General features: G+C 42.8%; 35 protein-coding genes. 17 read left to right on the top strand and 18 right to left on the bottom strand.

Features of this window, described 5'->3' with window-relative positions; translation table 11 throughout:
- Positions 1-230: 230 nt before the first annotated feature.
- Entirely contained in the window at positions 231-359 is a 129-nt protein-coding gene (locus tag DLD82_RS08265; RefSeq protein ID WP_109940642.1) for a nucleotidyltransferase family protein, read from the bottom strand.
- Positions 360-485: 126 nt separating this feature from the next.
- On the opposite strand from DLD82_RS08265, the gene DLD82_RS08260 reads away from it, so the two are divergent.
- From DLD82_RS08260 to DLD82_RS18550, 6 genes are all read left to right on the top strand, one after another.
- Positions 486-692 carry a type II toxin-antitoxin system HicB family antitoxin gene (locus DLD82_RS08260; RefSeq protein ID WP_109940641.1) on the top strand — a complete coding sequence of 69 codons (207 nt, stop codon included), beginning with the start codon at positions 486-488 and terminating at the stop codon, positions 690-692.
- Between the two features lie 183 nt (positions 693-875).
- Positions 876-1,139, top strand: coding sequence for a UPF0175 family protein (locus DLD82_RS08255; RefSeq protein WP_109940640.1), 264 nt, complete (start codon positions 876-878; stop codon positions 1,137-1,139).
- 193 nt (positions 1,140-1,332) lie between these two features.
- Positions 1,333-1,620, top strand: a complete 288-nt coding sequence (locus DLD82_RS08250) for a DUF3368 domain-containing protein (protein WP_181391327.1) — start codon at positions 1,333-1,335, stop codon at positions 1,618-1,620.
- 30 nt (positions 1,621-1,650) lie between these two features.
- On the top strand, positions 1,651-2,748 hold the full coding sequence (locus DLD82_RS08245; RefSeq protein WP_109940638.1) for a PDDEXK nuclease domain-containing protein: 1,098 nt from the start codon (positions 1,651-1,653) through the stop codon (positions 2,746-2,748).
- Between the two features lie 5 nt (positions 2,749-2,753).
- Complete coding sequence (locus DLD82_RS19330) at positions 2,754-2,885, top strand: hypothetical protein (RefSeq protein ID WP_281267996.1); 132 nt, start codon at positions 2,754-2,756, stop codon at positions 2,883-2,885.
- On the top strand, positions 2,886-3,062 hold the full coding sequence (locus DLD82_RS18550; RefSeq protein WP_181391326.1) for a hypothetical protein: 177 nt from the start codon (positions 2,886-2,888) through the stop codon (positions 3,060-3,062).
- A 38-nt stretch (positions 3,063-3,100) separates the two neighbouring features.
- Here the strand turns inward: DLD82_RS18550 and DLD82_RS08240 are convergent, their stop codons facing one another.
- The gene (locus tag DLD82_RS08240) at positions 3,101-3,553 is read right to left on the bottom strand and encodes a hypothetical protein (RefSeq protein WP_109940637.1); all 453 of its coding nucleotides are present in this window, start codon (positions 3,551-3,553) and stop codon (positions 3,101-3,103) included.
- Positions 3,554-3,688: 135 nt separating this feature from the next.
- On the opposite strand from DLD82_RS08240, the gene DLD82_RS08235 reads away from it, so the two are divergent.
- Entirely contained in the window at positions 3,689-4,009 is a 321-nt protein-coding gene (locus tag DLD82_RS08235) for a nucleotidyltransferase domain-containing protein (protein WP_109940636.1), read from the top strand.
- Between the two features lie 686 nt (positions 4,010-4,695).
- Here the strand turns inward: DLD82_RS08235 and DLD82_RS18545 are convergent.
- Positions 4,696-4,851: a hypothetical protein gene (locus tag DLD82_RS18545; protein WP_181391325.1), complete on the bottom strand. Its 156-nt coding sequence runs from the start codon at positions 4,849-4,851 to the stop codon at positions 4,696-4,698.
- A gap of 52 nt (positions 4,852-4,903) precedes the next feature.
- Between DLD82_RS18545 and DLD82_RS08225 the strand changes: the two genes are divergently transcribed.
- Positions 4,904-5,476, top strand: a complete 573-nt coding sequence (locus tag DLD82_RS08225; RefSeq protein WP_109940634.1) for a hypothetical protein — start codon at positions 4,904-4,906, stop codon at positions 5,474-5,476.
- 716 nt (positions 5,477-6,192) lie between these two features.
- Positions 6,193-6,747 (top strand): hypothetical protein, encoded by a 555-nt coding sequence (locus DLD82_RS08220; RefSeq protein ID WP_109940633.1) that lies wholly within the window; start codon positions 6,193-6,195, stop codon positions 6,745-6,747.
- Positions 6,748-6,772: 25 nt separating this feature from the next.
- Here DLD82_RS08220 and DLD82_RS08215 read toward each other — a convergent pair whose 3' ends face one another.
- The 6 genes from DLD82_RS08215 to DLD82_RS08190 all read right to left on the bottom strand — a co-directional run bounded on the left by DLD82_RS08215 (position 6,773) and on the right by DLD82_RS08190 (position 10,801).
- Entirely contained in the window at positions 6,773-7,516 is a 744-nt protein-coding gene (locus tag DLD82_RS08215) for an MIP/aquaporin family protein (protein WP_109940632.1), read from the bottom strand.
- A 4-nt stretch (positions 7,517-7,520) separates the two neighbouring features.
- Entirely contained in the window at positions 7,521-7,727 is a 207-nt protein-coding gene (locus DLD82_RS08210; protein WP_109940648.1) for a DUF2180 family protein, read from the bottom strand.
- A gap of 10 nt (positions 7,728-7,737) precedes the next feature.
- Positions 7,738-9,237 carry a DUF2193 domain-containing protein gene (locus DLD82_RS08205; protein WP_109940647.1) on the bottom strand — a complete coding sequence of 500 codons (1,500 nt, stop codon included), beginning with the start codon at positions 9,235-9,237 and terminating at the stop codon, positions 7,738-7,740.
- Positions 9,238-9,445: 208 nt separating this feature from the next.
- Entirely contained in the window at positions 9,446-10,144 is a 699-nt protein-coding gene (locus DLD82_RS08200; RefSeq protein WP_109940631.1) for an ABC transporter substrate-binding protein, read from the bottom strand.
- Between the two features lie 52 nt (positions 10,145-10,196).
- Positions 10,197-10,550, bottom strand: coding sequence for a hypothetical protein (locus tag DLD82_RS08195; protein WP_109940630.1), 354 nt, complete (start codon positions 10,548-10,550; stop codon positions 10,197-10,199).
- Positions 10,551-10,597: 47 nt separating this feature from the next.
- Positions 10,598-10,801, bottom strand: a complete 204-nt coding sequence (locus DLD82_RS08190; protein WP_109940646.1) for a hypothetical protein — start codon at positions 10,799-10,801, stop codon at positions 10,598-10,600.
- Between the two features lie 108 nt (positions 10,802-10,909).
- Here DLD82_RS08190 and DLD82_RS08185 point away from each other — a divergent pair, with 108 nt between their 5' ends.
- Complete coding sequence (locus DLD82_RS08185; protein WP_109940629.1) at positions 10,910-11,725, top strand: amino acid kinase family protein; 816 nt, start codon at positions 10,910-10,912, stop codon at positions 11,723-11,725.
- 64 nt (positions 11,726-11,789) lie between these two features.
- Positions 11,790-12,059, top strand: a complete 270-nt coding sequence (locus DLD82_RS08180) for a SemiSWEET family sugar transporter (RefSeq protein ID WP_109940628.1) — start codon at positions 11,790-11,792, stop codon at positions 12,057-12,059.
- A gap of 9 nt (positions 12,060-12,068) precedes the next feature.
- Here the strand turns inward: DLD82_RS08180 and DLD82_RS08175 are convergent, their stop codons facing one another.
- Genes DLD82_RS08175 through DLD82_RS08160 form a run of 4 tightly spaced genes read right to left on the bottom strand, consistent with a single transcriptional unit; the run spans position 12,069 to position 15,921 of the window.
- The gene (locus DLD82_RS08175; protein ID WP_109940627.1) at positions 12,069-13,184 is read right to left on the bottom strand and encodes a putative sulfate/molybdate transporter; all 1,116 of its coding nucleotides are present in this window, start codon (positions 13,182-13,184) and stop codon (positions 12,069-12,071) included.
- The gene (locus tag DLD82_RS08170; protein WP_109940626.1) at positions 13,174-14,265 is read right to left on the bottom strand and encodes an ABC transporter ATP-binding protein; all 1,092 of its coding nucleotides are present in this window, start codon (positions 14,263-14,265) and stop codon (positions 13,174-13,176) included. Before DLD82_RS08170 ends, DLD82_RS08175 begins: the two co-directional genes overlap by 11 nt.
- An 8-nt stretch (positions 14,266-14,273) precedes the next feature.
- Positions 14,274-14,960, bottom strand: a complete 687-nt coding sequence (locus DLD82_RS08165) for an ABC transporter permease (protein ID WP_109940625.1) — start codon at positions 14,958-14,960, stop codon at positions 14,274-14,276.
- Positions 14,961-14,997: 37 nt separating this feature from the next.
- Positions 14,998-15,921, bottom strand: coding sequence for a substrate-binding domain-containing protein (locus DLD82_RS08160; RefSeq protein WP_109940624.1), 924 nt, complete (start codon positions 15,919-15,921; stop codon positions 14,998-15,000).
- Positions 15,922-16,206: 285 nt separating this feature from the next.
- Between DLD82_RS08160 and DLD82_RS08155 the strand changes: the two genes are divergently transcribed.
- Both DLD82_RS08155 and DLD82_RS08150 read left to right on the top strand, forming a co-directional pair.
- Positions 16,207-17,937 carry an ATP-binding protein gene (locus tag DLD82_RS08155; protein WP_109940623.1) on the top strand — a complete coding sequence of 577 codons (1,731 nt, stop codon included), beginning with the start codon at positions 16,207-16,209 and terminating at the stop codon, positions 17,935-17,937.
- 115 nt (positions 17,938-18,052) lie between these two features.
- A complete protein-coding gene (locus DLD82_RS08150; protein WP_109940622.1) occupies positions 18,053-19,777 on the top strand; it encodes an ATP-binding protein in 1,725 nt (574 codons plus the stop codon).
- 442 nt (positions 19,778-20,219) lie between these two features.
- Here the strand turns inward: DLD82_RS08150 and DLD82_RS08140 are convergent, their stop codons facing one another.
- On the bottom strand, positions 20,220-20,825 hold the full coding sequence (locus DLD82_RS08140) for a hypothetical protein (protein WP_109940620.1): 606 nt from the start codon (positions 20,823-20,825) through the stop codon (positions 20,220-20,222).
- A 17-nt stretch (positions 20,826-20,842) separates the two neighbouring features.
- Here DLD82_RS08140 and DLD82_RS08135 point away from each other — a divergent pair, with 17 nt between their 5' ends.
- Together DLD82_RS08135 and DLD82_RS08130 are read left to right on the top strand one after the other, a co-directional pair.
- Entirely contained in the window at positions 20,843-21,184 is a 342-nt protein-coding gene (locus DLD82_RS08135) for a PD-(D/E)XK nuclease domain-containing protein (RefSeq protein ID WP_109940619.1), read from the top strand.
- Positions 21,185-21,337: 153 nt separating this feature from the next.
- Complete coding sequence (locus tag DLD82_RS08130; protein ID WP_109940618.1) at positions 21,338-22,498, top strand: tyrosine-type recombinase/integrase; 1,161 nt, start codon at positions 21,338-21,340, stop codon at positions 22,496-22,498.
- On the opposite strand, the gene DLD82_RS08125 is transcribed toward DLD82_RS08130, so the two are convergent.
- Genes DLD82_RS08125 through DLD82_RS08120 form a run of 4 tightly spaced genes read right to left on the bottom strand, consistent with a single transcriptional unit; the run spans position 22,495 to position 23,223 of the window.
- Positions 22,495-22,665 carry a DUF2080 family transposase-associated protein gene (locus DLD82_RS08125; protein ID WP_219968318.1) on the bottom strand — a complete coding sequence of 57 codons (171 nt, stop codon included), beginning with the start codon at positions 22,663-22,665 and terminating at the stop codon, positions 22,495-22,497. The two genes, DLD82_RS08130 and DLD82_RS08125, sit on opposite strands and share 4 nt — an antisense overlap.
- A gap of 13 nt (positions 22,666-22,678) precedes the next feature.
- On the bottom strand, positions 22,679-22,813 hold the full coding sequence (locus tag DLD82_RS19325; protein ID WP_281267995.1) for a hypothetical protein: 135 nt from the start codon (positions 22,811-22,813) through the stop codon (positions 22,679-22,681).
- A gap of 51 nt (positions 22,814-22,864) precedes the next feature.
- Positions 22,865-23,011, bottom strand: coding sequence for a hypothetical protein (locus tag DLD82_RS18540; protein WP_181391324.1), 147 nt, complete (start codon positions 23,009-23,011; stop codon positions 22,865-22,867).
- A 20-nt stretch (positions 23,012-23,031) separates the two neighbouring features.
- A complete protein-coding gene (locus DLD82_RS08120) occupies positions 23,032-23,223 on the bottom strand; it encodes a hypothetical protein (protein WP_109940616.1) in 192 nt (63 codons plus the stop codon).
- Positions 23,224-23,443: 220 nt separating this feature from the next.
- Here DLD82_RS08120 and DLD82_RS08115 point away from each other — a divergent pair, with 220 nt between their 5' ends.
- Both DLD82_RS08115 and DLD82_RS18925 read left to right on the top strand, forming a co-directional pair.
- On the top strand, positions 23,444-24,580 hold the full coding sequence (locus DLD82_RS08115) for a tetratricopeptide repeat protein (protein WP_181391323.1): 1,137 nt from the start codon (positions 23,444-23,446) through the stop codon (positions 24,578-24,580).
- A 1-nt stretch (position 24,581) separates the two neighbouring features.
- A complete protein-coding gene (locus DLD82_RS18925) occupies positions 24,582-24,824 on the top strand; it encodes a hypothetical protein (protein WP_109940614.1) in 243 nt (80 codons plus the stop codon).
- Positions 24,825-24,829: the final 5 nt, after the last annotated feature.

Here is a 24,829-nt window from a genome sequence, read left to right as displayed (position 1 = left end):
TTTACCGAGATATCGAATAAACCTGGTTTTAACCTTGCCTTCTTCTCTATATGATTCATATTCAGCCAGGTACACTGCATTTCCCTTTTTAATTCGTTTAATGTGCATGTAAGTTATAATTATAACTTACAATTATATAAGCCTTTCGCTTGAAAATTGCGAATCGTTTAAAAAATAGAGAATTCTAAACTAATTTTTTCAGATCACGCTATGCAAAATGAGATATAAATTCATAAATTCAGGTCACTATCCGGCTGTTCATCACCATGGGCAAATGAACCAAATACTCCAATGCTTTCAACACCGAATTCTTTCTTCAGGATTGGTGTATGTTCCCGGAGAATAGTGACTACATCCATAGAACTCTATGATAATATGCAAACCTTTCCTCTTAAGTATGTGGTTATCGTATTCAGGTTAAACCAAATTCCAAACCCCGAAGTATCCAGAACCTAATTAAAGTCAATGCCTCCCATAAATATTTTATGAATCTGAAGGTCGTCATCGAAGAAGATACCGAAGATGGCGGTTTTATTGTCAGCTGCCCTGCTCTTCCGGGCTGCCACTCCGAGGGTGAGACGGTAGAAGAAGCTCTTGCCAATATTCAGGATGCCATGCAGGGATGTCTTGCTGTTCTCAATGAAAGAGCACAACAGAGTCAATATACCCGTGTAATGGAAGTCACGCTTTAGATAAGAATAAACCCAGTTATTCTTGAAGCTCTCATCAGGTTTTTTAAAAAATATCAGATAATTTTTCAAAATTTAAAAATCAGATTGATCATAGAATGAAAGAGGGAGATGAGGAATGAACATATACAATATGATGACTAATCTACCAGAAAGAAATAGAGTTACAATTATTGGAACATTATCATGACCGAAGATATCGTATTGACCATCCCGTCATCTCTCGCAATGGAGATGAAACTGCCTCCAGACACCATTCGGGAAGAACTCATGAGCGAACTGGCAGTCAGCCTCTATCAAAGGGGAATAATTACCTCTGCCCAGGCTTGTACTTTATCCGGTCTTGATCGGTTTCAGTTTGAAGAACTCCTCTGGAAACGACAAATGCCGGTTCATTACTCCGAAGAAGACCTTGAAAAGGATATCCGGTATGCAACTGGTAATCTCTGATTCATCTACCCTAATCCACCTGTCAGCGGTGTGTCGGTTTGGACTTATCAGGGAATATTTTCCTTCAATACACATACCACAGGCAGTTTATCAGGAAGTATAACTCAGTGGGAAACGGAGACCAGAATCCGAAGAAGTCATTCAGGCAATAAATGATGAAATAATTATTGTCCATGACGTGAAAAATACCCCCTTGGTCCAAAGTTTATGTCATGAAATTCATCTGGGAGAAGCCGAAGTCATAGCCCTTGCCCTTGAATGCGACGATCCGTTCCTCCTCCTCGATGATCATGATACAAGACACGTAGCCGATAGATTCGGGTTACCGTTCACAGGAATTATTGGTATTCTCATAAGAGCCAGGATTGATAAAAAAATACCCTCCCTTAAGATAGAGCTAGAGCAATTACGAACCGTAGGAAGATTCTGGATATCAGATCAGGTCATGCAGAAAGCACTCATTACCGTTGGAGAAGAATGACCCCCCCGAGCACCCACATCTGACTATCCAATCTTCCTCACCGAACTAAAGACCCATATCCGTCGGGCTCAACTGAAATCCGTCCTCTCCGTAAACAAAGAGCTCATTCTCCTCTACTGGAAGATTGGAAAAGACATCCTCACCAATCAGGAAACACTCGGCTGGGGAGCCAAAGACATCGACCAGTTATCCCAGGACCTCCGTACAGAATTCCCGGATATGAAAGGTTTCTCGGTCAGGAACCTGAAATACATGCAGGCATTTGCGGCTGCATACCCTGAAGAAGAATTTGTGCAGCAGGTTGCTGCACAATTGCCCTGGTTCCATCTCTGTGTCATCATCACCCGAATAAAAGATACAGAGGAGCGGTTGTTTTACCTGAAGAAAACGATTGAACACGGGTGGAGTCGGAATATCCTGGTACATCAGATAGAATCTGGGCTGCACCTTCGGGAAGGAACATCTACCACGAATTTTGCTCTTACCCTTCCTCCTCCTCAATCAGATCTTGCTCATCAGACTCTTAAAGATCCATACATTTTTGATTTCCTCACTCTTTCTGAAGAGGTCCAGGAAATGGATCTCGAAAATGCCCTCATCTCTCACATTCAAGATTTTTTTCTCGAACTTGGGGTAGGGTTTGCATACCTCGGGAGACAATATCACCTATCCATCGGAGACCAGGACTTTTACCTTGACCTCCTCTTTTATCATACAAAACTTCATTGCTATGTCGTAATTGAACTCAAAGCACATGAATTCAAGCCGGAATATGCCGGAAAATTAAATTTTTACCTCTCTGCAGTTGATGACCTTATCCGTCAGGACGGAGATAATCCAACCATTGGAATCTTACTTTGCCGTGAGAAAAACAAGGCAATTGCTGAATATGTTCTTCGGGATATTCAAAAACCGATGGGTGTCTCTGAGTATCAACTCACCCGTGCATTATCTGAAGAGTTGAAAGGTCGTCTTCCCTGTGTAGAAGAGATTGAAAAGGTAATCGAAGAAGTAGAAATCACCACATCAGTCGTACCAAAATGTTCCATTGAGATTAAGGCATTTAATTCTGGTGAAATGTCTAAAAAAGAAAATTCGCCTGATAATCACTCTCCTGACCAAACGTGATCCATATGCCAACCGCTACAGAATACCTGAAAACCCAGATTGCAACGCATATTCATGAATATCATTTCGCAGTCTTATTCGACCCGGAAAAACAGTACTCACATATTATCGACGACGTGGACCTTCCTGGTACATAGATGCATACCTACACTGATTCATTCATTGAACTTCGAAGCAAGGTCGCTGAACTTATGACCGGGGAGAAAACTCCAGATCTCTTATTCTATATCCCCCTTGCTGAAAAGGATACCCATAACGCTCTGGTCGGTTTTACGAAAGCGGGTGTAATCCTGCAGCCAGAACAACACCCGTAGCAGCGAAATACCTGGCTCTCGGATTCCACATCCGATAATCACATCACAAAATCTCTCCGTGATTCAGGATAATACATACTCATCACCATATCAAGTGCTTCTTCAGGTGTACCCTCCCATTTACCACTTGAAAAGATTGCTGGCTCATATTTTTCATTGCTGTACGTATAGATGGCCAGTGTCCATCCTCCCAATTGAAAATAACGGAGACGACACAAAGGAGATGGAGTATTTCTCCGTTGCTCAATAAATTCATCTCGGGTGATACCAAAGTATGAAAGACTCTCTTCATCCGGTTCAGGCGGCTCATCATACGCATCAATATAACAAAAATGACCTTTAAACCTGGTATCGATACGAATCAGATCCTTTACATTCCCATATTTCTCTTCTGCATATGCAAGCAATTTTTGTCTCACTTCTGTCTGCACTTTTGGAGGAATTTTCTGTCCACCGGATTGAGGGCTGAATGTCCAGACCTTTCTTGGCATGATCTCACAATATAATAGATGATTCAGAAATATATGTTCGTCTTTACATGCCTCATCCTTAATCTACAGATAACCCCCATGAAGGGAGGGATGTGATAAATAAATGAGATATAGAGATCTCTCCACATTTAGATCATGTTACATGAAATCATTATCAAAAACGTTATTGATCGAGTGGTATTAGCGGAGCATCCGGAAAAAATAATCCTTTTTGGTTCATATTCCCGGGGAGACCAGACAGAATCATCCGATCTTGATCTTATCATTGTGTACAAATCAGTTCCTGAAAAAGGAAGAAAAATGGCAGAGATAAGAAATGTAATCGGAAGGGTAGCTCCTGGTGTCGGAGTGGATATCCTGGTCTGTACAACAGATGAAATCCTGGATCCTCCGATTGGTTTTGCTTTATACTATGGGGTAAGAGAAGGAAAGACAATGTATGCAGCGGAAGGATGAAGCAATTTTTTTAGATGTCCAGCATCAAGGATAATGATGATTTTCGTAACTCGGGCCTCTGTAACACTTGTAACAGTTGTAACAGTTCTAAGGAAGAGACCCCTGATATTTTTTTTATTTTGAATGATAATTTCTCTCCATCCGGATTAGAAAAAATACCTTTCATTCTCATTCTTCTGTATTAGAATAGAAAAATTATTAGATTTAAATTCTATCTCAAAATGTCTTTTTTCGGTCTGAATACTATTATTTGCATGTATTTGAAAATTACTCTTTACTATTTACCGGATTGCTATAGATGATAAATAAAAAAACCCCGGGTGTGTTCACTAGAACTGTTACAAGTGTTACAACTGCTAAAAATCATCAAAATCAAATATTGGGCACAATTATCAAACTATTTCCATATTGGGGGGTATATTGTAAATTTATTCGTAGACCGGGTCCGGAAAAGATCCAGATGTCACTCTTTTTTGATATACTTCAAATGGAATATTCCTTAAACTGATTCACTCCATTCAATAATTTGTGCTGCAATATCTATCGCTACTTCCGGAGATGTCTATCCGGAATAGTGTCATCATATAGTGCCCTCCCTTCAGACATTGCCTGGGATAATACTGTTTCCGAAACCTTGTCTTGGGTCCCCCGTAGCATATACCATACTATCAATTCCATGTCCGGAGTTATTCTTCTGGCAGCTGGAGCCCGATCATTTCCATTCCCAGATGTTTCACGGTATCATCAATAACCATGATATCAACAAAAAAATCCGGTGTCTCTTCCCCATTTGCAATCCTTCTATCCTCAACTAACCTGGGAATTTCATGATATACCTGCATTCTCCATCAGGATAGTAGATTTATTATCTCCCCTTATCTAATTGTTAATTATATGGCTACCAGAGGTTTTTTGATTATTCTATATATTAGTCTTATTACTCTCATATCTGTCTGTTATGCGGATGAATCTCCCGGGTATAAGATACTAATAGAGGGAGGAGAGAGCGTCCTGACAGAGAATAAAGATGGGAGTATGAATCTCACGATACAGAATGTAATCCCGTATGCAGCAATTTTTGATGAACCGGGATACATTGTTCTCTTGGAAATGGTATTACCTGAAAAAAATACTACTATGAATGCCGGGGTGATTTTTAGTAATCCGGATGGGGACAACATTTCACTTGTTAAAGTTTCAAATCCGGATTATTCTGCTGATACGATGAATCTGTCCTTTGTCATTCATCCTCTGGAATTTTATGAGGGAAATATTCTTGCTGATCTGAAAGGACAGTCAGATAGTCTGAACCCTGATATCCCCGAAAAAGAACACACCACCAGAATTTTTATTGAAAAAGAAATTACTGTCTCTGAAAATTATCATAATCCTGATAGGTGTATGGATGATTGTGAAAGATATAATGAAAAATCTACCCGGATCTTTTGTGAGATGAACTGTATGTAATAGGTACCGAAATTCCGGATTACTTTTTTTCTCTCATATTTTTAGGCGTTTTGTATGTTTCCATGGGTAACTACCTTTATTCTCTTCTGAATAATATTTTTGGCCGACTTACAAAGAAAGCAATCTCTATTTGAAATAATTGCAGATAGTGGGGAGTGAAAACCATCCACAAATCGTTATAAATGCCGCCTAATCATAAATTATCCTGTATTTTGGCCTCTATGTGGGTCTCCGGGCGGTTTAACGGTAGTATCAACGGCAAAAATCATTAAACTCCCCAATTCTACCGAATTATTACGTTATTTTTCGATTGTGGGTCATAATGTGGATTTATTGGGTTTCATGGTCCGGAAAAAATCCTTTCATAGAAGGCCTGTATTGCTAGATCTTTTAAAAGATGATACTTTATATGGATAAGATTTATAGATCAATAGCGGCCATTGGCTGAATTCGTTTACTTTTGATTTAGACAAATTCAAGTGTAATTTGGCCTTATTTTTTGAGATGAGTTCTGTCTCATCCTGATATTGATTATATGAGGTTTAAATGTAAAAATACCCGAAATATGGATGGATAAATGAGGGTAACGTTAGGGTTCTTTGTTCCCAATTGATAGAATCATATTAACCTGTGAAACTCCCCTGTATCGATCCATCGATTATGATAATAAGTCCATAACATCAGATTTTTGACCTTTCACAATCATAGTAAAGGCAATGAGTGAATACTGGCTGAAAGGACTATTTGGCTTATTTCTTCTGATTTCTTTCATATGTTTCTCCGGTGCTGCTGAACCCACCGGATACCTGGTTTATGTGCAGGGTGGGGAGAGTAGTATTGTGGAAGGGACAGATGGCATGTATGAGATAACCGTTCAGGATATCATTCCATTTTGCACAATCATTGATGAAGATGAACATTTTTTGGCTGGGACAAAGCATCTTGTCAATGAATCGTTCCCGATGGATGCAGCACTTATCCTGAGAGGTTCTGATGGAAAGGTGGCATCAATGGTTGAGATAGTCAATCTCTCTATTGATACAAAAGTAAATACCATTACCTTCCGTGCACACCCCCTGGAGTATTATTCCGGAGAACTTCTCAAACCCTTCTCCAGTGAACAGGGAGAGCTTGATGCAGCAATTGAAAGAAAAACAAACCTGACTGCTCTCTATCTTGAAATAATGGATAAAACTCCTGAAAATTTTTGGAGTCCACCTTTTCAGTGTTGTTATGAAGGCCCTCAAGGCCAATGCTATATAAAATGTTAATTTTTTTGTTCATCCGAAAAAAAAATTATTCTTCTTTAGACACCCAGTCATAAAAAAGAGCCGCACAAACTGCACCAAGGACCGGACCAATTACATAAATCGGGAAAAATCCCCAGAGATTTGAACCGCCAAGAAGCAGATCTCCCAGGTACGGACCAAAGGTTCTTGCCGGATTCAGAGATGCACCTGAAATATTCCCTAAAGTAGTTATGATCCCGGCAACGGTCAGACCAATCACAATTCCGGCAAATCCAGGTGTTGCATTCCGGTCAACTGCTGCTCCCATGATGGCGGTCATCAGGAGAAATGTTCCGATGAATTCAACTCCAATTGCCTGCAGGTAGGATATTCCCGGAAAAGGAGTTGTTGCTCCAAGACCTCCGATGGTTACTGCATCCATACCGACCGAGGCGGCAAAGAGAAGACTTCCAAGCGATGCACCGATAATCTGGGCAAATACGTAATAGACCATGTCTCCGGTTGGAAACCTTTTCGTCGCCCAGAGGGCGATACTGACCGCCGGATTGATGTGTGCTCCTGAAACCCTTCCAAGTCCGTAGATAACCGCTGCGATGGTAATACCAAATGCAAGCCCGATGGCAATCCAGTCTCCAAGACCCCCAAGAGCTCCGATGCCTACATTAAATGGTGTGGATGTCTTCTCCCCGGAGGCAATCATAAGGGTAATAACCGCTGCTCCGGCACCAAAATAAACCAGAAACAAGGTCCCGATACATTCAGCAACTGCCCGTTTTACTAGAGTTACCATCTCTTTACCTCTTTAGTGCTGTCCTGCACTCTTCGCACAAAATCCGGGGAATTTTTCCTTTCGTCTTTGTAGCCGGGAAGGGATATCCCCCCTCCCAGACCTGGGTATCTTCGCGGATAGCATGCTCCATACAAAGACCCATACCACAGACGATGCAGATTCCTACCGCTTCTGTATCTTTTCCGGCTTTTGCACAGACATAACATTTCATACCTGCTACCTCATACCGCTTCACGGTACTGACAGTATTCATGTCTGAAATCTACACAGGAGGCCGATGCACAGCCTTTACATATCCTGGCCGGAGCTGCCGCAACATCTTTTTTCAGAGCTATGATGTTTGTCATGAGCGTTGCGGTGATTGGTTCACTGGTCAGCAGACAGGGATAATCGGATAATCTCATAAGAGCAGACATCCGGACAGTGATGGCACAGGCAGGATATGCATACCACTGGGGATTATTAATAATCTCATGGGTGAGTACCGGTGAAAGATCCACTGGAAGCCCGGAGACGGTGACTTTCATCTCTTTTCCGCTTCCATTCCGGAGTTTTCGAGCCCGGTCCATGATATTCCATCCACGGAAGATCATATCCATAAAGTCACAATTATGAAGTTCAGCTGCTGCTCCACGTTTTGGATAGAGCTGGACATAATTATGGTACCTCTTTGTCAGGAGATCAATTATCATCAGGGCATTAAACCCGTCAAGTTCAAGAATATACTCGGTTGCTGCAGCACTTGCTCCGGTTGCAAGAGACAGAAGTTGTTCGGGAGTCTTGAATTTGGTGACAGATGCAAGCAGACTCTTTTCGATTACATCGGTGACTGCCTCGATAATTCCCATGACCATGTCATCCTTGCACATATTATAGGTAGACTGGGCGATATGATGGGCAACATCTCCGACACAATAAGCAGGAATGGTCACAATGTTTGCATAATGGACCTTGTCCTTGATTGCTGCTTCAACCACCGGAAGCATGGCTGTTTTATATTCATCCATATATTTACGGACATCAAATGAGGACTGGCCTACACTGTCCATGAGGTCTGCCTGTGCCTTGACCGGGTGGTCATAAATGGCACTGAGCATCTCTATCTCTTTTTTTACCGCGGTTGTAAGAGTTTCTCCACCTTCGATGGCATGGGCAAATACATCACCGACACCATAACTGGTGTTCATACCCCATGATTTTGCAGCAAGGATAGCCTTTTTATGATCATCCGGAATGTTAGTCTTACGTAAAATCTGGTTCACGACATTACTGGTACTTCCGGGAACTAATGCAAAGTCCACAACACAGGTAGGTCCGTAAAATCCCCCATACCTCCGGGTAGATTCAAGACCGATAATGCTCTCACTCTTTTTTATCTGGGCGATAAATTCGGTGACACTCTTTTTAAACGAAGGATCTTTTTCATACAAAATTTCCAGAATTACCGGGGTCTGGTAATGCTCGACAAAGGGATCATCTTCAGGCCGGACAGTTTTTGCAAGTTTTGACAGAATAGTATAATGCGCTTTTACTGATTCCTTATGTAAGTCGATGACTGACTGACTTTGTTTTCCAATTGCTTTCATTTCCGAAACTGCATCAAGGTATACTTTTGCATCGGTAAGTTTGAATGCAGTTCCGCGTTTCTTCTTAATCGTTTCAACATCAGCTTTCTGGGCAGCCATTGCTTCCCGAATCATCTTCTCATACAGGTCTTTCATACTCTTCTCACCTATGTCTCCAAAAGACTTGGAAATAATCCTGTATTTCACAGGAATATTTACATCTGATCTTTGAATTCGCCGGCCTGGATTATGATGATCTTCTACATTACCGAAGCAGTCAGTCTTCATGATCACCAGCAGACCAGACCATACATAGGAGAGATTGTGCTGGTTCTATTTAAGGATGTAAGAATTGAAAAAAGGGTTAATCTCTTCGTTCTACAATCCAGGATCCCTCATTCTCCCTGACAAGAAGAACAGGACTTCCCTGGATTCTTACCGGCTGAGGAAATTTTCTGAATAGAATTTTACCACTTTGAACAGGTTTTCCATCAACTGAGATAATATCGGGTATGCCTGCTGCCTTGATATCAGAAATTTCTGCCTCACCATGCAGGTTTCTGATAGTGCCGATATGGATATACCTGCCATCGGATCCACTTGCAGCAAGTCCGACTGCAGCAAGAGCTCCGATAATGCCCCCTTTTGTACCATCAAGTCCGACCAGACGAATATTGGAATATTCTGCGATGGATAATGCCTGCTCCTGTGTTAAAATCATGGACTTTGCATCTTTTCCAAACAGGACAACTGCAGGATTTATCTGACTGACATGAGCCATACAAACGCCGGGATCACTCCCTTTGGCGGCCTCGCTTTTTACAATAAAAGTAACTTCTTCAAACAAATTCTCCAGAGTATCTTCCGGAACATCATGTATCGAAATTGCCGCTGCACTGTTATGAGATGTGTATGGTATATCCGGATGAACAAAGAGTTGATGTCGGGTTATTGCGGTAATTTTATATTTTTTTCCTAATTGCTCAACAATCTGTCTGGCAAGCCGTCCGGTCCCCGGGCTGTCCGGCATGTCGGTGTCATCGATGGAAATGTATAATGTCATGGTATTTCCTGCTTGGAAAAGTTATGGAATGTAAAAAAAATTTTTCCTCGTCCTATTCCTGCTGTTTTGTTATTCTTATTATCTCATCAAAAATAGTCTTTCCAAGAATTCCTGAACTTTCTTCCGGATGAAGGGTCTGCATGACCTCAACAATTTTACATGTTCCTTTGTTGGTCGTTAGGATACCAATACGCTCTGCCCTTGTCACTAGTTCCTGTTCTTCCATCATGGCAAAGTACGGGAGGATATAATAATGGGGAACTTCGAGATATTCAGCAAGCCTTCTGGTTGTTGGAAACCTGATATGTACTCCGTCTTTAGAAAATGTGATATTTACTGCATTATCTTCGAATAGAAAAATTTTTACTGCAGATTCAAAAAGGCCTTCTATTGAAAGCGATACCATAGAAACAGCGTTAGTTTTCAGAACAGATAAGGATACATGAAAAAGAATTAGTGTTTTTTCTTCTGGTCGTCAGGTACCGGTGAAAGCCAGACGATTTCTGCCCCGACTTCCGCTGCAATCATCTCAAGTTCGGTCTTTCTGAAATGAGTTGCTACGATTTGGATTTGGCCTCCGGTCACTGCGACGATTCGATATTTGGGTTGTTTTACGCCAGCCCCTACTTTTTGTCTTTCACGAACAAAGATTTTCATTCTTACCACCTCGCAACCAGTTGGTATAAGATCCATCTGATATACCAATTGGTTTTCAACAACATATCTATACACTCTTCACGTATATATATGTTATTCTGGTGACCCATGCTCGAAAGACACGAAATAGCAAACAAACTTCAGGGAGAAACCCTGGTAAGAAAAGGCTTATTTGACCGATATACAAGCCGTCCCCTGATGCGCATTGTTCCTGAACTGAATGTAGTAAAAATTGGCGGGCATGGAATCATAGATTATGGTCGTGATGTTGTCCTTCCTTTGGTGGAAGAACTTGGTGCCCTCTCAAATAATCATAAGTTATTACTCATCACCGGAGGTGGTGTCAGGGTCAGGCATATCATGGATATCGGGCTTGATCTTGGGATGCCAACCGGTGTACTTGCAGAGTTGACCAGCAAAATATCTGAACAAAATGCTATCATGATGGCAACCCTGCTCGCTCCCTTTAAAGCAAAACGGATTCATACCAGCGATCTCCTTGAAATTCCGACCCTCCTTGGAATGGGCGCTCTTCCGGTTACCCATGGGACTCCTCCCTATAGTTTGTATGAGCATCCGTCAGAGCGGACCAATGGAGGTATCCCGCCGCACCGGACAGATACTGGAGCCTTTTTAGCTGCTGAGGTGCTCGGTGCTCGAAGCTGTATTCTTGCGAAAAATGTAGACGGACTCTATGACAAGCACCCATTCAAATATCCTGACGCAAAACTGATTCCGGATATCTCCGCAAGTGAACTTATTGCAATGAACATGGAGGATCTGGTAATTGAACGCAAACTCATCGAGTTGATGCTTGAATGCCGGAATGTGAAACAGATTCAGATTGTGAATGGTCACAAACCCGGTATGATAACCCGTGCAATCAACGGAGAAAAGATTGGTACGATTATCCGGGCAGAATAATCATTTTTTTGATTACAATAAAAAGAATCTCCTATCTTTTTTGTAGATGGGTGCGATTAATAATATGGATATGCTTCTTTACATCGGATATATTGCCGGATTTTGCACCACTCTTGCATTCCTTCCCCAGGTTTTAAAGACATGGAAATGCCGATCTGCTCATGACCTCTCATGGGGGCTGTTATTTTTACTTCTCGTCGGGGTATTTCTCTGGATGATCTATGGACTTATTAATCATGATATTCCGGTAACTTGTGCCAATGGCGTTACCGGATTATTTATTGTCTCTATTGTCGGGATGAAATGGTGGTTTGACCATAAATGCCGGATATAGTGATAATCATCAATTTTTCAACCCTTTTTTGTGGTACTGTAATCCCCAGGCAAAGACAAATCCGGCAACAAAGGCAATGGCAAGACCAAAAGGAATGGAAAGGACGGCGATTATTCCGGATACAATCCGGTCAGTTGTCTTCAGACCATGTCGTGCCAGTTCAATCGCAACCACAACAAGCAGGATACCGAACATACCTTTTGGGAGTGCTGATACAATATCCGGAAAGGTACAGATACCTGCTATGACGATGAGTAATAGCCCGCCAAATACCAGTGACAGTCCGGTCCTGGCTCCAAAACGGTAATGTGCTGCAAGTCCCCCTGCTCCATGACACATCGGAAATCCGCCAAACAGCGAAGAGCTCACACTCATAATGCCGACAGTTTTACAAAGTCTGTCCGGATTGACATCCTTTTTAAAAAGGTCTGTGATAAGAAGTGATGTTGCAAGGATTGCATTGGTCAGGGTAAGAGGGATTTGGGGGGGTATAAGCACTATAAGTGCAGTGTAAAAATCATGTATCTCTGGGATAACCAGTTCCGGCACCGGAAATGATGGAGTTCCATGAAAACCGGTGGTAAATACGGCCAGAACAAATCCGGCTGTAATAATGATAAGTGCTGAAAAATCTGTCGTTCTGTAATGCCTGGCGGCCAGAAAGAAAAGTACCACGATTATTCCCGATACAATTGCAAATGGGATGTCTGGTATAATAAATCCGGGGATTGCACTTTTTACCAGGATTAGGGCAAGTCCGAGCTGCACACCCCGGATAACCGGTCCAGGGATAATTTTCTGAATCCGGTTCATGAATCCGCACATACCTATAACCAGACAGATGGCTCCGGTAAGAATTCCGGATGCAGCTATCATCTGGGGAGTGATGTGTTCGGCGATGGCAATTGCACCAACCGCTTTTAATGGCTCTATCGGGACTGGAATCCGGTAATAGAGTCCGCTGATGATATACCAAATCCCGGCAGAGAGAAGCATCAGTGAGAGGTGCATCCCGCTTGCTACAGATACGGCAAAAAGAAGAGGGAGAACAGTTCCGAAATTCCCTGCACACCCTGCAAGTTCGGAGAGGATATGTGTCCGGAAAGGTATATCACTAACAGGCATGAGAATTCTCGTCCGGCATGATATGAACTGAAGGGGCTTTAAATGACAGGGTAACCTGGACTCCTGGTTTAAGGTCAAGTTCTTTTATTGACTGCCATGTCACCTGGACTGACAGGATTAAATCTCCGGTTTTTACACTGATAAGACTGATAATACCAAATGGTCTGACCGCTTCAACAACTCCAAAGAGGATATTTCTGGCACTACTCCACCGGTCAGGGCCGGTATGAAGAGTAATCTCCTCCGGTCTAATTGCAATCTTTACCCGTGTCCCGACAGCCTCTTCTGCAATAGCATGAATCTCTATCCCATCAACCAGAATGACCGACATACCCTCTTCTTTTCTGATGATTTTTCCGGAAAGAACATTACTAATCCCGATGAATTTAGCCACATCCTCTGAACAGGGCCGGGTAAATACATCAAAAATTGGTCCGGACTGGATAAACCGCCCGTTCATCATGACCGCGACCCGGTCAGCCAGCCGTTGTCCCTGCATCAGATCGTGTGTGGATAAAATAACCGTAGTTCCAAGTTTTTTATTGTAATGCCTGATGAGATCTTCGATGACTTCAGTCGAGACCGGGTCCAGGTTGGCAGTCGGCTCGTCAAGGATGAGGACATCTGGTCCGGTGACCATCACCCGTGCCAGAGATACCCGTTGCTTTTCACCGCCGGAAAGTGTGGTGGCCTTCCGGTTTTCATATCCGGTAAGACCAATCTCATCAAGTTTTTGTAGGACTTTTTCCCGAATCACTTCTTTTGAAAACCCCCGATATCGAAGGCCAAGTGCAATATTATGATATACCGAGTCCTTAAATGCAACCGGACTTTGAAAGACCATCCCGAACCTTCTTCTGATGGGGTCTGAATCAGAAATCTGCGAAATGGGTTTACCCTCAAAGAGAATCCGGCCAGATGTCTGTTTCAGAAGAAGTCCCAGGATACGAAGCAGAGTTGTCTTACCCTGTCCGGAAGGGCCGATAATGGCAAATATCTCTCCCCTTTGGATGGTCTCGGTAACGCCGGTAAGCACCATATTGCCATCAAAATCCTTTACGATATCCTGAATTTCAATCATATCTACATCTACCTGTTCTGAACAAATCCCATTATCAGATTGATTATGAGTGCAATGGCGAGGAGAATGATGCCAAGGGCCAGGGAAAGATTGAAATTTCCCATTGATGTCTGAAGTGAGATTGCGGTCGTCAACACCCGGGTGTGACCCTTAATATTACCGCCTATCATGATGGCAGTTCCGACCTCCGAGATGGCTCGTGAAAACCCTACGATAATTGCTGCCATTATGGCGAACCGTGCCTCACGAAGATGACTTTTTAAAAACTGAAACCGGGTGGCACCAAGAGATCTGATGGTGTCGGTAATAATCGGATCAATCGCCTGAAGGGCTGCAATGGTAAGACCTGCCATTATTGGTATGATAAGAATCGTCTGGCCGAAGATCATCCCATTAGGGGTAAAAAGCCATTTTAAATCTCCAAGAGGGCCCGAACGAGAAAGAATCATGTAACAGAGCAGACCCACAATGACCGTCGGTAATGCATACAGGGTTTGAATAATACTAATCAGAGTTTTTTTACCCCAAAATTCCCTGAAGGTAATAGCAGCCCCAAGGGGAATTGAAATAAGGGTGCCGATGAGGACTGATGTGAATGTAATCCGGAGCGTTGTAAGCGTTATTGTGAGAACTTCAGGATCTGCTGCAAGAATCAAATTAAATGCGGTCTCGACTCCGGTGAGCAGATCATTCATATTAGAATATTATTGAGAAAAGAAAAGAATGTGTGGGTTATACCACAGGGTCCTTTGTCTCTTCGTCAGTTACACCCATGACCTCTGCACTTCCGCGTCCTGGGCTGAAGTATGGAACGCCGTTCTTTTCCACACCGTACGTAGAGAGAATATCCTGGACTTCATCACTGATCATGAAGTTTATCCACTTCTTTGCAGCATCAGTGTTTACATCCGGGCATTTCTCGTCAGATACACGCATGACTGCGTAGACATTCAGGAATTTCTCGTCATTCTCAACCAGCGGTACTAGTGAGAGGTTGCTCTCGTAGGTTCCCCATGATGCAGAATCTGAAAGGGTGTATCCCTGAAGCTCTTCTGTCATGGTCAGGGTTTCGCCCATTCCTAAACCTGCTTCACGGTACCATTCTGATGAGTTGATATCTGCATAGTCATATCCGCCCCATTTCCAGAGAAGTTTCTCACGTGAATGGGTTCCGGAGTTATCTCCACGGGATACGAAAACAACGCTAGGATCCTCTGCAGTTGCCTTCTCTATGGCCATAAAGGCAGCTGTTCCATTCAGTCCGGTAACCTTTGCCGGGTCATTTTCCGGTCCAACAAGAAGGAAGTAGTTGTACCCGAAGACACGGCGGTCTGCTCCGAATCCCTCATCAATAAAGGCATCTTCTGCGACCCGGTCATGGACCATGACGATGTCAGCATTGCAGTCCCGTGCTATTTGAAGAGATATTCCTGTCCCTTTTGCAACATGTTCTGCGGTTACACCAGTATCTTCCTTGAATTTCTCTTCGAGAAGATCAAGAAGCCCGGTTGCATCAAGACTGGTGGTTGTCGCGATAAGAAGGCGGTCTGCACTGTGTTCTCCAAGAGTATCAACCTTTTCTGCTGATACTACCCCACATAGAAGTATTGCTCCCAGCACAAGAGCAATGACTCCAATAGATAATCTACCGATCATGCAATACGAGGTAGTCTTGTGATTATAAATATTTGTTTATGAGGTTTTTTTAAGTAAAGCAGACTATACATTGGATATTTTAACGTAAATGCAATTGGTGTACAGCAAGGTTTAGGTAAATATATTTAATTAATGTTAATAAATATTAATAATTAAATATTCGGGATTTTTTATTGGGCTCTATTATGTCTGTTGCATAAGTGGGGATGAGAAACCTCTCTTCATTTTCAATCATGGCTGCTAAATATCTTAAAGACGAAAGATTATCAATCCGGGTGAAAGAGAATGGAGAGACGAGTCCCCTATGGGATCATGAATTATGCTGAACTGGTGATGGAAAATGGATATTTCATCGATAAAACTCCGTTTATTGCCCGGTTGGAGCGGGTAAAAAACCCTGTGTTCCTTCGTCCCCGTAGGTTTGGCAAGTCCCTGCTTTGCTCGATGCTTGCATATTATTATGATCTCAAAAAAGCTTATCGGTTTGATGAGCTGTTCGGGCATACCTGGATTGGAAAGAATCCAACACAGAATCATAATCAGTATATTGTTTTAAAGTTTGATTTCTCTGTTATAGCGGTATCAGATGATCTCAACGATACTGAATATGCATTTAACCGCCATTGTACCGGCCGGATTCTGGAGTCATGGTACTCATATCCTGATTATATGCAGTCCGCACCTGGATTCGCCCCTGATGAAAAAGCCTCAACTGCTCTCTCCCTCTGGCTTGGTTATCTTCAGAAAACCGGTGCTCCCCAGGTATATGTTATCATCGATGAATATGACAACTTTGTAAACCAGTATATTACCTCTCACCAGGATCATCTGTATGAGGAGATAACATCAGGGGACAGTTTTCTCCGGACTTTCTTTAAAGTTCTCAAGGAAGGACGACAAACCGGTGCTGTTGCGAATGTATTCATCACCGGGGTGCTTCCGATAGCTATCGATGATCTGACTTCGAGTTATAATATTGCATCTTTTCTAACACTTGATCCGAGCTTTGAGCACATGCTTGGGTTTACCCAGGCTGAAGTATCTGAACTGGTCGATACGATATATCAGGATTTTTATATTGATCAAGTCACACGGGGGGAGGTGAATGATCTGATAAAGAATCAGTATGATGGGTATCATTTTGTGAATCCTGATTCTGAAGCGGTGTATAATCCGACCATGCTCATGTTCTTTCTTCGCCAGCTCAGTGAGAACAAAACCATTCCTGCGGATCTCTTTGACCTGAATATGAGGACTGACCTCACATGGATACGAAGACTGACCGGAGGTAATGAGGAGAATACCCGTGAGCTGGTCTTTCAGCTGACAACTGATGAATCAATTCCTTTTAACCGGAAGGCACTCGTTTCACAATTTAATATGCATGAATTCTTCGAACCTGCTTTTTATCCGGTCTCGCTCTTTTACCTTGGTCTCCTTACCAGAAAGGATGAGTTTGATCTGAAGGTTCCAAATCTCTCGATGAAAGAGATAGCAGTTGAGTACTTTAATGAGGTCTTCCATATTGACCCTGGACAGGAGAGATATAAGGAGATGATGCAGGGTTTCATCAGGAAACCAGATCTTTCCCGGCTCTTCTCCGATTACTGGCGTCTCTACGTGAGTCAGCTGCCTGAAGCGATTTTTTCCCAGGTGAATGAGAATTTTTACCGGACGACTTTTTTTGAGCTCTGCAGCCGGTACCTCTCCACCTGGTTTGTCTGGAATGTGAAGCGGTCTTATCCAAAAGGCCGGACAGATCTAGAATTTGTCGGTAAGTTCAATGAGAAGTTTGCCGGGCTTCGATGGATTATTGAGTTCAAATATTTCTCAAATACTGAATGGGCCGGGATGAAGACATCTCTGGAAGAGTTCACAGTCCGGGAAGAAGATACCCTTCAGATCCGGGGGTATGCAGAAGGACTCAGGCATGAGTATCCGGAAGCGGACATCCGGCTGTTTGTAATATACTGTATCGTGAACCAGGGTTTTTCTGTGTTTGAGGTGACCGGGTGAGTTTCTCATTTGGATTGAGAGATCTGATGGCATTCTTTCAGTCTCTTCATTAACTAAACGATAGGGCAGGTGATTTATTATTCAGGAGAAGGATACAAAACACAGGGAGAAAGGAATGGAGAGACGAGTCCCCTATGGGATCATGAATTATGCAGAGATGGTCCAGAAGAAAGGATATTTCATCGACAAAACCAGATATATTGAGCGGCTTGAGGGGGTGCAAAATCCTGTTTTTCTTCGTCCCCGTAGGTTTGGAAAGTCCCTATTCTGCTCGATGCTGCAGTATTATTATGATCTTCATGAGGGTTATCGGTTTGATGAGTTGTTCGGGCATACCTGGATTGGAAAGAATCCAACCGAAACACATAACCAATATATTGTTTTAAAATTTGATTTCTCTGTTATAGCGGTATCAGATGATCTCAATGATACAGAATATGCATTTAACCGCCATTGCACCGGCCGGATTCTGGAGACAAAGTACTTATATCCTGATTATATGCAGTCCACACCTGAATTCGCCGCTGATGAAAAAGCCTCAACTGCCCTCTCCCTCTGGCTTGGGTATCTGCAGAAAACCGGTTCTCCACAGGTGTATGTAATCATCGATGAGTATGACAATTTTGTCAACCAATATATTACCTCTCACCAGGATCATCTGTATGAGGAGATAACATCAGGGGATAGTTTTCTCCGGACTTTCTTTAAGGTTCTCAAGGAAGGACGACAGACCGGTGCTGTTGCGAATGTATTCATCACCGGAGTGCTTCCGATAGCTATCGATGATCTGACTTCGAGTTATAATATTGCTTCATTTATCACTCTGGATCCGGTCTTTGAACATATGCTTGGGTTTACTGATACTGAGGTTTCCGTTCTTCTTGATATGTTATATGAGGATTATCAGTTTGATCTGGAAACGCAAAAACAGGTCCATGAAGTTGTAAAGAGTCAGTACAATGGCTACCATTTCGTCTCCACAAAGACAGAAGCGGTCTATAACTCAACGATGCTCATGTTCTTCCTCACTCAGTTCTGCTCCCAGGGCATTATTCCTAAGACCCTGACTGACCTAAATTTGAGGACTGATCTCTCATGGATTCAGCGGATAACAAGCAGACGCGAAACAACTGAAGAGATGGTATCCACCCTTCTGACATCTGGGGATGTCTCATATGATGACGAATATCTTGTCTCAAAGTTTAATCTCAACCAGTTCTTTAATCCGCAGTATTATCCGATATCCCTGTATTATCTTGGTATTCTTACCCGGAAAGATCAATTCCTACTCACCCTTCCAAATTTGAATATTCGAAAGATAGTAACTGAGTATTTTAATGAACTGAACACGATTGATGTATCGACCAGGTATGCCTCTATGATGCAGGGATTTGTAAATAAACCGGATCTTTCCCGGCTCTTCTCCGATTACTGGCGTCTCTACGTGAGTCAGCTGCCTGAAGCGATTTTTTCCCAGGTGAATGAGAACTTTTACCGGACGACTTTTTTTGAGCTCTGCAGCCGGTACCTCTCCACCTGGTTTGTCTGGAATGTCGAACGATCTTATCCAAAAGGCCGGACAGATCTAGAATTTGTCGGTAAGTTCAATGAGAAGTTTGCCGGGCTTCGATGGATTATTGAGTTCAAATATTTCTCAAATACTGAATGGGCCGGGATGAAAACGTCTCTGGAAGAGTTCACCGTCCGGGAAGAGGATACCCTTCAGATCCGGGGATATGCAGAAGGACTCCGGCATGAATATCCGGAAGCGGATATCCGGCTGTTTGTAATATACTGTATCGGGAATCAGGGTTTTTCTGTGTTTGAGGTGACCGGGTGAGGCTGATTAGGATCACTTATCAATGTGTCAACCAGTTTCAACGTACATTACTGCCCTGTGATACAAAAGCAATAGAAAAATGAAGATATAAGGAGAGAATTGTAAGTTTACCTAACGCGATATATTGTACTGATTATTTATTGGGAAAGCTTTGGTTATATGGTTTGATAGATTTCCTGTAGGGAAAGAGTATCTTTTGAGAGAGTTATGCAATCTTCATCAATGGGCGGGAAAAGATGGGAGATATTAGTGAGTAATTCGGTGTTTATTCCGGAACTGATCAACTTCATCTTTCGAGAGGATTTTACCATATTTTTCTTGTAAATCTGCTCGCATAAGTTCGACTAATTTTTTGTCCTCTTCGGTAATCTTAATTCTTCTCCCAGTAAGCCGCAGCGCCCCGGGAGGTGAAACAAAACGATACCCATCACGTCTCATTTTTTCATTCCTTTATAAAAGCGATATCAATATAATGGACAAGTCGTTCACGACCGGTCTCATCAGTTATTACCACAATATCTTCTTCAACAATATAATAACTACTTCCCTTCTGCAGAAGTATATCTGATTCTACTCGTTTGGTGAAATCATTATGATTCCCGATAAATAACGCCTTACTTCCCTTCACTAAATAAGACTTTAGAATATAATATTCTTCATTATCATCAGGTTCAGAGTAATCAAGTGAAACTTTATCGTCGAAAGTTACTGCAATAAACCCTGCATCTGATATTAAGGGAGAGTACCCTAGTTTCTCTTTTTCTTTCAGAGCAGTTTTAACCTGGTCAACATCATATTGCCCCAACCCACGAGTAACGGGATACGCTTGTTGTAATTCTGACTTATCGATAATTTCTGAAAGTATTCCTGCAGACACCAGGGCAGCATCAATCGCCTTTTGATCTCCATTGAAAAACGGATGCTCAGTGATCCCTCTTAATGCAAAGTTGAAAGGATCCGAGTTATCGACCCATGATTTTACCGTAGCTTTCTCAGTACCACTGAGGTCGGTTCTGAAAGATGGAGGGATATCTTTAGTCTCGAACACCTGTTCCTCACAATTGTTTGTACAGAAAGAGTATCATTTTTTGGTTTCTCTCCACCTGGTTTGTCTGGAATGTGAAGCGGTCTTATCCAAAAGGCCGGACAGATCTAGAATTTGTCGGTAAGTTCAATGAGAAGTTTGCCGGGCTTCGATGGATTATTGAGTTCAAATATTTCTCAAATACTGAATGGGCCGGGATGAAGACGTCTCTTAAAGAGTTCACCGTCCGGGAAGAAGATACCCTTCAGATCCGGGGGTATGCAGAAGGACTCAGGCATGAGTATCCGGAAGCGGATATCCGGCTTTTTGTTATATACTGTATCGGAAACCAGGGTTTTTCAGTGTTCGAGGTGACCGGGTGAGTTCTTTTTTTAACATATAAACATAGAGATCCTGGTTCTCTTTATCTATCTGAAGATCTCTCCTGACAATACTATTTCAATATCAGAAAGGGTGATATGATATCCATGGATGTGAAAACTTCGATTTTAATGAAGTCGACGTTGTGATGTTACATGGGATCAGACAAACTTACGCTTCTTCAATTTACCAACTCCCGAAGGACTCCGGGGACACAACGACAGTATCGTCAGTCAGTATGTCTGTTCTTCGAGTGCCTGTCTGGCAGGCCATACACGGGGCAGAGCAGATCTGCTGAACACCTCAATGAGATGGATCGTATGAGTAGTGAATACATCAGCACTGACCAAAATTATTTTTCGGATCTGCTCCGGTTCGCTTCATTCGTTGCTGACTCATTCAGCCCGAACACGATGAACACACATCTGTCGGTTGTGATCATGTGGCTTGAACTCAATGACATTGTCATCTCAAAACGAAAACTTGAGGCCATTAAAGGGTCAATCGAGAAGAGGCGGGTAATAACTAAAGATCATATTCTCACTCATGAAGAAATAAAAAAATGGTATGAACACTTAACCCGAATCGGTCGGGTCGCTCTGGTCATCCAGATGGCAACCGGTATGAGACTCGGGGAGGTCCTCGGACTGTTGCCAGAAGATGTCGATCTTGAGAACCGGATTGTCTATGTCAGGCGGTCAAATCAGAAACGAAAGACCACGAAGAACCAGAAAGAGAGAATAACGTTTCTTACAGAAGAGGCGTTATTTATTTTGAATGAGTGGCTTGCATACCGTGACACGTTTCTGGAAATTGCCTGCAAAAAGAGCAACACAGTCAGACCAAAGACCAGGGACGATGCCCGGCTGGTCCCGGTGACAAACAGCAATATACAGGAGGTGTACACCAGGGCACTTGAGAAAGCCGGACTGCTGGTTCGTGATCCTGACACACACCGGGCAACTATAACGTCTCATTCCATACGGCGGTATTTTATTTCGCAGCTAAAAACGGCCATGCCTGCCGAGATGGTCGAAGCCCTGGCCGGCCATGAAGGCTACCTGTCCGGGGCATACCGGCGGTACTCGGTTGAACAACTGCAGGCAGAATATGACAAAGCCTGCCACCTGGTTTCTTTGTCGTCGCCTGAAAACCTGCCTGCCATCAAAGCCGACCTACAGAGCCAGGCTGAGTTTAGCAGGTCGTTGGCATCTGAAAATATGAGGTTGCAGCAGCAATTACAATCAGAGATGAGAGAGAGAGAAGAGCAGGCTCGTCGGATATCTGCAATAGAAGCGGCGATGTCCAAACGCTAATCCAGGAGTGTGACCCGGACCCGGTGGCCTACCCACGATGCCGGGAGATAAACTCCTCCTGAGGTCTTGCCCTGGGTTTTTACAACAGACTCAATATATTTATTGCCCTGGTCATCGGTCAGGACTGGGTTTTTTCGGGGTCGTCCCATTGGTTTGTCTGATGTCATAATTCTCAAAAATTTAGTATTGTTTTAATTCAATCTTTTTCCACATCATGTTCACGATAGTTATGTGCCCCCATCCCTCAGATTCGAGCAACTCCCAGGTATCTTCTAACAATGCCGTGTTCATGCCCTGTTCCTTTGCAGCGTTCATAATTTTATTGAATTCGTTTGTGAACATTATTTTTACTTCCTAAGAATTTATTCAGGGGTTTTCTGCCCTGACTTTCATCATTTTATCCCAGTCCTGGTATGTCCATCCTTCTTTTTCGAATGTTTCCCAGCTTGCTTGGAGGTTTTTCATTGTGAATCCCTGTGCTTCGAGTTTCTTCATTGTTGTTTTTGTTACCATTTTTTCCACTTCCTAAAAAATTAGATGAGTTCGAGAAGTTCTCCGTTTTCAATCATTTCCTGCTGTTCTTTCTGGAACTTCCGGACTGCTGCCCATGCTGCTCTCTTTGATTTGATGTGTTGTTTCAGGAACACTCTCATTGTTCCATCGTATACCCGTGCTGTCCATTCTCCGCTTGCATCCTCGTTGATTACAATTTTTTCCTGGCTCATCTCTCTCACCTGTTACAAGTTATACTTACACGTATAAGTATATAATAATTACTTATAATAATTGTGAACTTTACATATCGAGGGAAAATCAGAGTTCAAATTGAAGAGATTGAGAAATTCACAATGTGAATTCTCCGGAGGTGCGACCGGAAGCAGGTTCACGCACCTGGTCCGGGGGATGGTGCCGCAGCTTTATGCTGACTGCAGTCGATTGAAACATATGTCATTCGATGAGGGCATGAGACTGTTCAGGTCCGGCGACATTCCCGGAGCTTGTGAACAGTTTCACCAGGCGGTTGAGCAGGATGAGAATAATCATAAAGCCTGGAATGCCCTGGGAATCTGCCTGTCAAAGACCGGAGAGTATGAAGACGCTGAAACCTGTTTTGAAAATGCCCTGATGCTGGATCCGGGCAATGCTACGTATGAGAAGAACCGGGAGAAGAACGATCAGAAGAGACCTGTAGGGTGGAAAATCCGGGAAAATGAGAAACCTGCTCCGGAACCGAAACAAACTCAAAAACGCGAATATTCCGGGTATCAGCGGAATTGGTTACAAATTCCACTATATATCATTCCGATGATTCTTGCAATTGCAAACCCTGTTGTAGGATTCCTCGCAGTTATTGTCTGTGCATATTACATCAAGCGGGATGCAGAATCCATCAACGCCGGGATGAATCCAGACGCTTCCCTATGGGGTAAAATGAAAGGGTGGGAATGGATGCTTCTGTTAATCCTATTCTGGATCCTTCTTCCGCTGTATTCCTGGAAGCGTCAGCAGATTTATGAGGAGAATCTTGGTTATGGATCTCCCAATTATGTTTCTCAATCATCTGAATTACCCCTCGGGAAAATTGTTGTTGGAACATTCGCAGTTTTTTTCATTATTTTCATACTAATATTTGCAGCAGGGATGAGTGGTTCAACAACATCGTCTGGGAGTTACCAATCCTCAAACAGTAATTCTATTTCAACTTCAAAAGCGCCTGTTGTCACTCCAACGGTCAACGCAATCAATATCATGACTGCGGCAAAAATGATTTCCTATGAAGAACTAGCACGGTATCCTGAAAAATATAAAGGGCAACCTGTAAAAATTACAGGGAAAGTTAGTCAGGTTATCAGTGGGTTTGGAAGTACTGATTTGAGGATGTTTACTAAGCAATCAGAATATTCTGAAGATTCATGGTTTGAAGATGATATTTACGTTGACTATAAATCTCCGAATGAACGAATCCTCGAAGATGATATTATAACAGTTTACGGATATGCTGATGGTATACAGGATTACACCACTGTTTTAGGTGCAGAGCGTTCTATTCCAAAAATAAAAGCAGTTACTCATACCAGATAATATGAACATCATCCAACCATCACGGAAAACACGGGGCTGCTCCTGGGACGGGGGTGAATGCGTTTTTCTCAACATAGACACCGGAGACTGCAATTTGTACGACCCTATAGACTGGATTAAAGCCAAATGTGCCCGTGACCTGAAAATGTGTGATGCGAATTACACGGCAGAAGAAATGCTGGAAAAACTAGGGATTAAATTCACTCCTTCCGGAGTGGACCCGAAACATAAGATCCTCTTTTAATCAAA

This window comes from Methanospirillum stamsii, from assembly GCF_003173335.1.
In the GTDB taxonomy this organism is placed as follows: domain Archaea; phylum Halobacteriota; class Methanomicrobia; order Methanomicrobiales; family Methanospirillaceae; genus Methanospirillum; species Methanospirillum stamsii.
Note: the sequence above shows the minus strand (reverse complement) of the source record. Positions and strands in the feature narration are given on the sequence as shown.

What these genes read in the sequence shown, in the direction of transcription:
- DLD82_RS08265 (WP_109940642.1), bottom strand. Translation starts at nt 359, where the DNA reads ATGGATGTAGTCACTATTCTCCGGGAACATACACCAATCCTGAAGAAA.
- DLD82_RS08260 (WP_109940641.1), top strand. Translation starts at nt 486, where the DNA reads ATGAATCTGAAGGTCGTCATCGAAGAAGATACCGAAGATGGCGGTTTT.
- DLD82_RS08255 (WP_109940640.1), top strand. Translation starts at nt 876, where the DNA reads ATGACCGAAGATATCGTATTGACCATCCCGTCATCTCTCGCAATGGAG.
- DLD82_RS19330 (WP_281267996.1), top strand. Translation starts at nt 2,754, where the DNA reads ATGCCAACCGCTACAGAATACCTGAAAACCCAGATTGCAACGCATATT.
- DLD82_RS18550 (WP_181391326.1), top strand. Translation starts at nt 2,886, where the DNA reads ATGCATACCTACACTGATTCATTCATTGAACTTCGAAGCAAGGTCGCT.
- DLD82_RS08240 (WP_109940637.1), bottom strand. Translation starts at nt 3,553, where the DNA reads ATGCCAAGAAAGGTCTGGACATTCAGCCCTCAATCCGGTGGACAGAAA.
- DLD82_RS08235 (WP_109940636.1), top strand. Translation starts at nt 3,689, where the DNA reads ATGTTACATGAAATCATTATCAAAAACGTTATTGATCGAGTGGTATTA.
- DLD82_RS18545 (WP_181391325.1), bottom strand. Translation starts at nt 4,851, where the DNA reads ATGCAGGTATATCATGAAATTCCCAGGTTAGTTGAGGATAGAAGGATT.
- DLD82_RS08225 (WP_109940634.1), top strand. Translation starts at nt 4,904, where the DNA reads ATGGCTACCAGAGGTTTTTTGATTATTCTATATATTAGTCTTATTACT.
- DLD82_RS08220 (WP_109940633.1), top strand. Translation starts at nt 6,193, where the DNA reads ATGAGTGAATACTGGCTGAAAGGACTATTTGGCTTATTTCTTCTGATT.
- DLD82_RS08215 (WP_109940632.1), bottom strand. Translation starts at nt 7,516, where the DNA reads ATGGTAACTCTAGTAAAACGGGCAGTTGCTGAATGTATCGGGACCTTG.
- DLD82_RS08210 (WP_109940648.1), bottom strand. Translation starts at nt 7,727, where the DNA reads ATGAAATGTTATGTCTGTGCAAAAGCCGGAAAAGATACAGAAGCGGTA.
- DLD82_RS08205 (WP_109940647.1), bottom strand. Translation starts at nt 9,237, where the DNA reads ATGAAAGACCTGTATGAGAAGATGATTCGGGAAGCAATGGCTGCCCAG.
- DLD82_RS08200 (WP_109940631.1), bottom strand. Translation starts at nt 10,144, where the DNA reads ATGACATTATACATTTCCATCGATGACACCGACATGCCGGACAGCCCG.
- DLD82_RS08195 (WP_109940630.1), bottom strand. Translation starts at nt 10,550, where the DNA reads ATGGTATCGCTTTCAATAGAAGGCCTTTTTGAATCTGCAGTAAAAATT.
- DLD82_RS08190 (WP_109940646.1), bottom strand. Translation starts at nt 10,801, where the DNA reads ATGAAAATCTTTGTTCGTGAAAGACAAAAAGTAGGGGCTGGCGTAAAA.
- DLD82_RS08185 (WP_109940629.1), top strand. Translation starts at nt 10,910, where the DNA reads ATGCTCGAAAGACACGAAATAGCAAACAAACTTCAGGGAGAAACCCTG.
- DLD82_RS08180 (WP_109940628.1), top strand. Translation starts at nt 11,790, where the DNA reads ATGGATATGCTTCTTTACATCGGATATATTGCCGGATTTTGCACCACT.
- DLD82_RS08175 (WP_109940627.1), bottom strand. Translation starts at nt 13,184, where the DNA reads ATGCCTGTTAGTGATATACCTTTCCGGACACATATCCTCTCCGAACTT.
- DLD82_RS08170 (WP_109940626.1), bottom strand. Translation starts at nt 14,265, where the DNA reads ATGATTGAAATTCAGGATATCGTAAAGGATTTTGATGGCAATATGGTG.
- DLD82_RS08165 (WP_109940625.1), bottom strand. Translation starts at nt 14,960, where the DNA reads ATGAATGATCTGCTCACCGGAGTCGAGACCGCATTTAATTTGATTCTT.
- DLD82_RS08160 (WP_109940624.1), bottom strand. Translation starts at nt 15,921, where the DNA reads ATGATCGGTAGATTATCTATTGGAGTCATTGCTCTTGTGCTGGGAGCA.
- DLD82_RS08155 (WP_109940623.1), top strand. Translation starts at nt 16,207, where the DNA reads ATGGAGAGACGAGTCCCCTATGGGATCATGAATTATGCTGAACTGGTG.
- DLD82_RS08150 (WP_109940622.1), top strand. Translation starts at nt 18,053, where the DNA reads ATGGAGAGACGAGTCCCCTATGGGATCATGAATTATGCAGAGATGGTC.
- DLD82_RS08130 (WP_109940618.1), top strand. Translation starts at nt 21,338, where the DNA reads ATGGGATCAGACAAACTTACGCTTCTTCAATTTACCAACTCCCGAAGG.
- DLD82_RS08125 (WP_219968318.1), bottom strand. Translation starts at nt 22,665, where the DNA reads ATGACATCAGACAAACCAATGGGACGACCCCGAAAAAACCCAGTCCTG.
- DLD82_RS19325 (WP_281267995.1), bottom strand. Translation starts at nt 22,813, where the DNA reads ATGAACGCTGCAAAGGAACAGGGCATGAACACGGCATTGTTAGAAGAT.
- DLD82_RS18540 (WP_181391324.1), bottom strand. Translation starts at nt 23,011, where the DNA reads ATGGTAACAAAAACAACAATGAAGAAACTCGAAGCACAGGGATTCACA.
- DLD82_RS08120 (WP_109940616.1), bottom strand. Translation starts at nt 23,223, where the DNA reads ATGAGCCAGGAAAAAATTGTAATCAACGAGGATGCAAGCGGAGAATGG.
- DLD82_RS08115 (WP_181391323.1), top strand. Translation starts at nt 23,444, where the DNA reads ATGTCATTCGATGAGGGCATGAGACTGTTCAGGTCCGGCGACATTCCC.
- DLD82_RS18925 (WP_109940614.1), top strand. Translation starts at nt 24,582, where the DNA reads ATGAACATCATCCAACCATCACGGAAAACACGGGGCTGCTCCTGGGAC.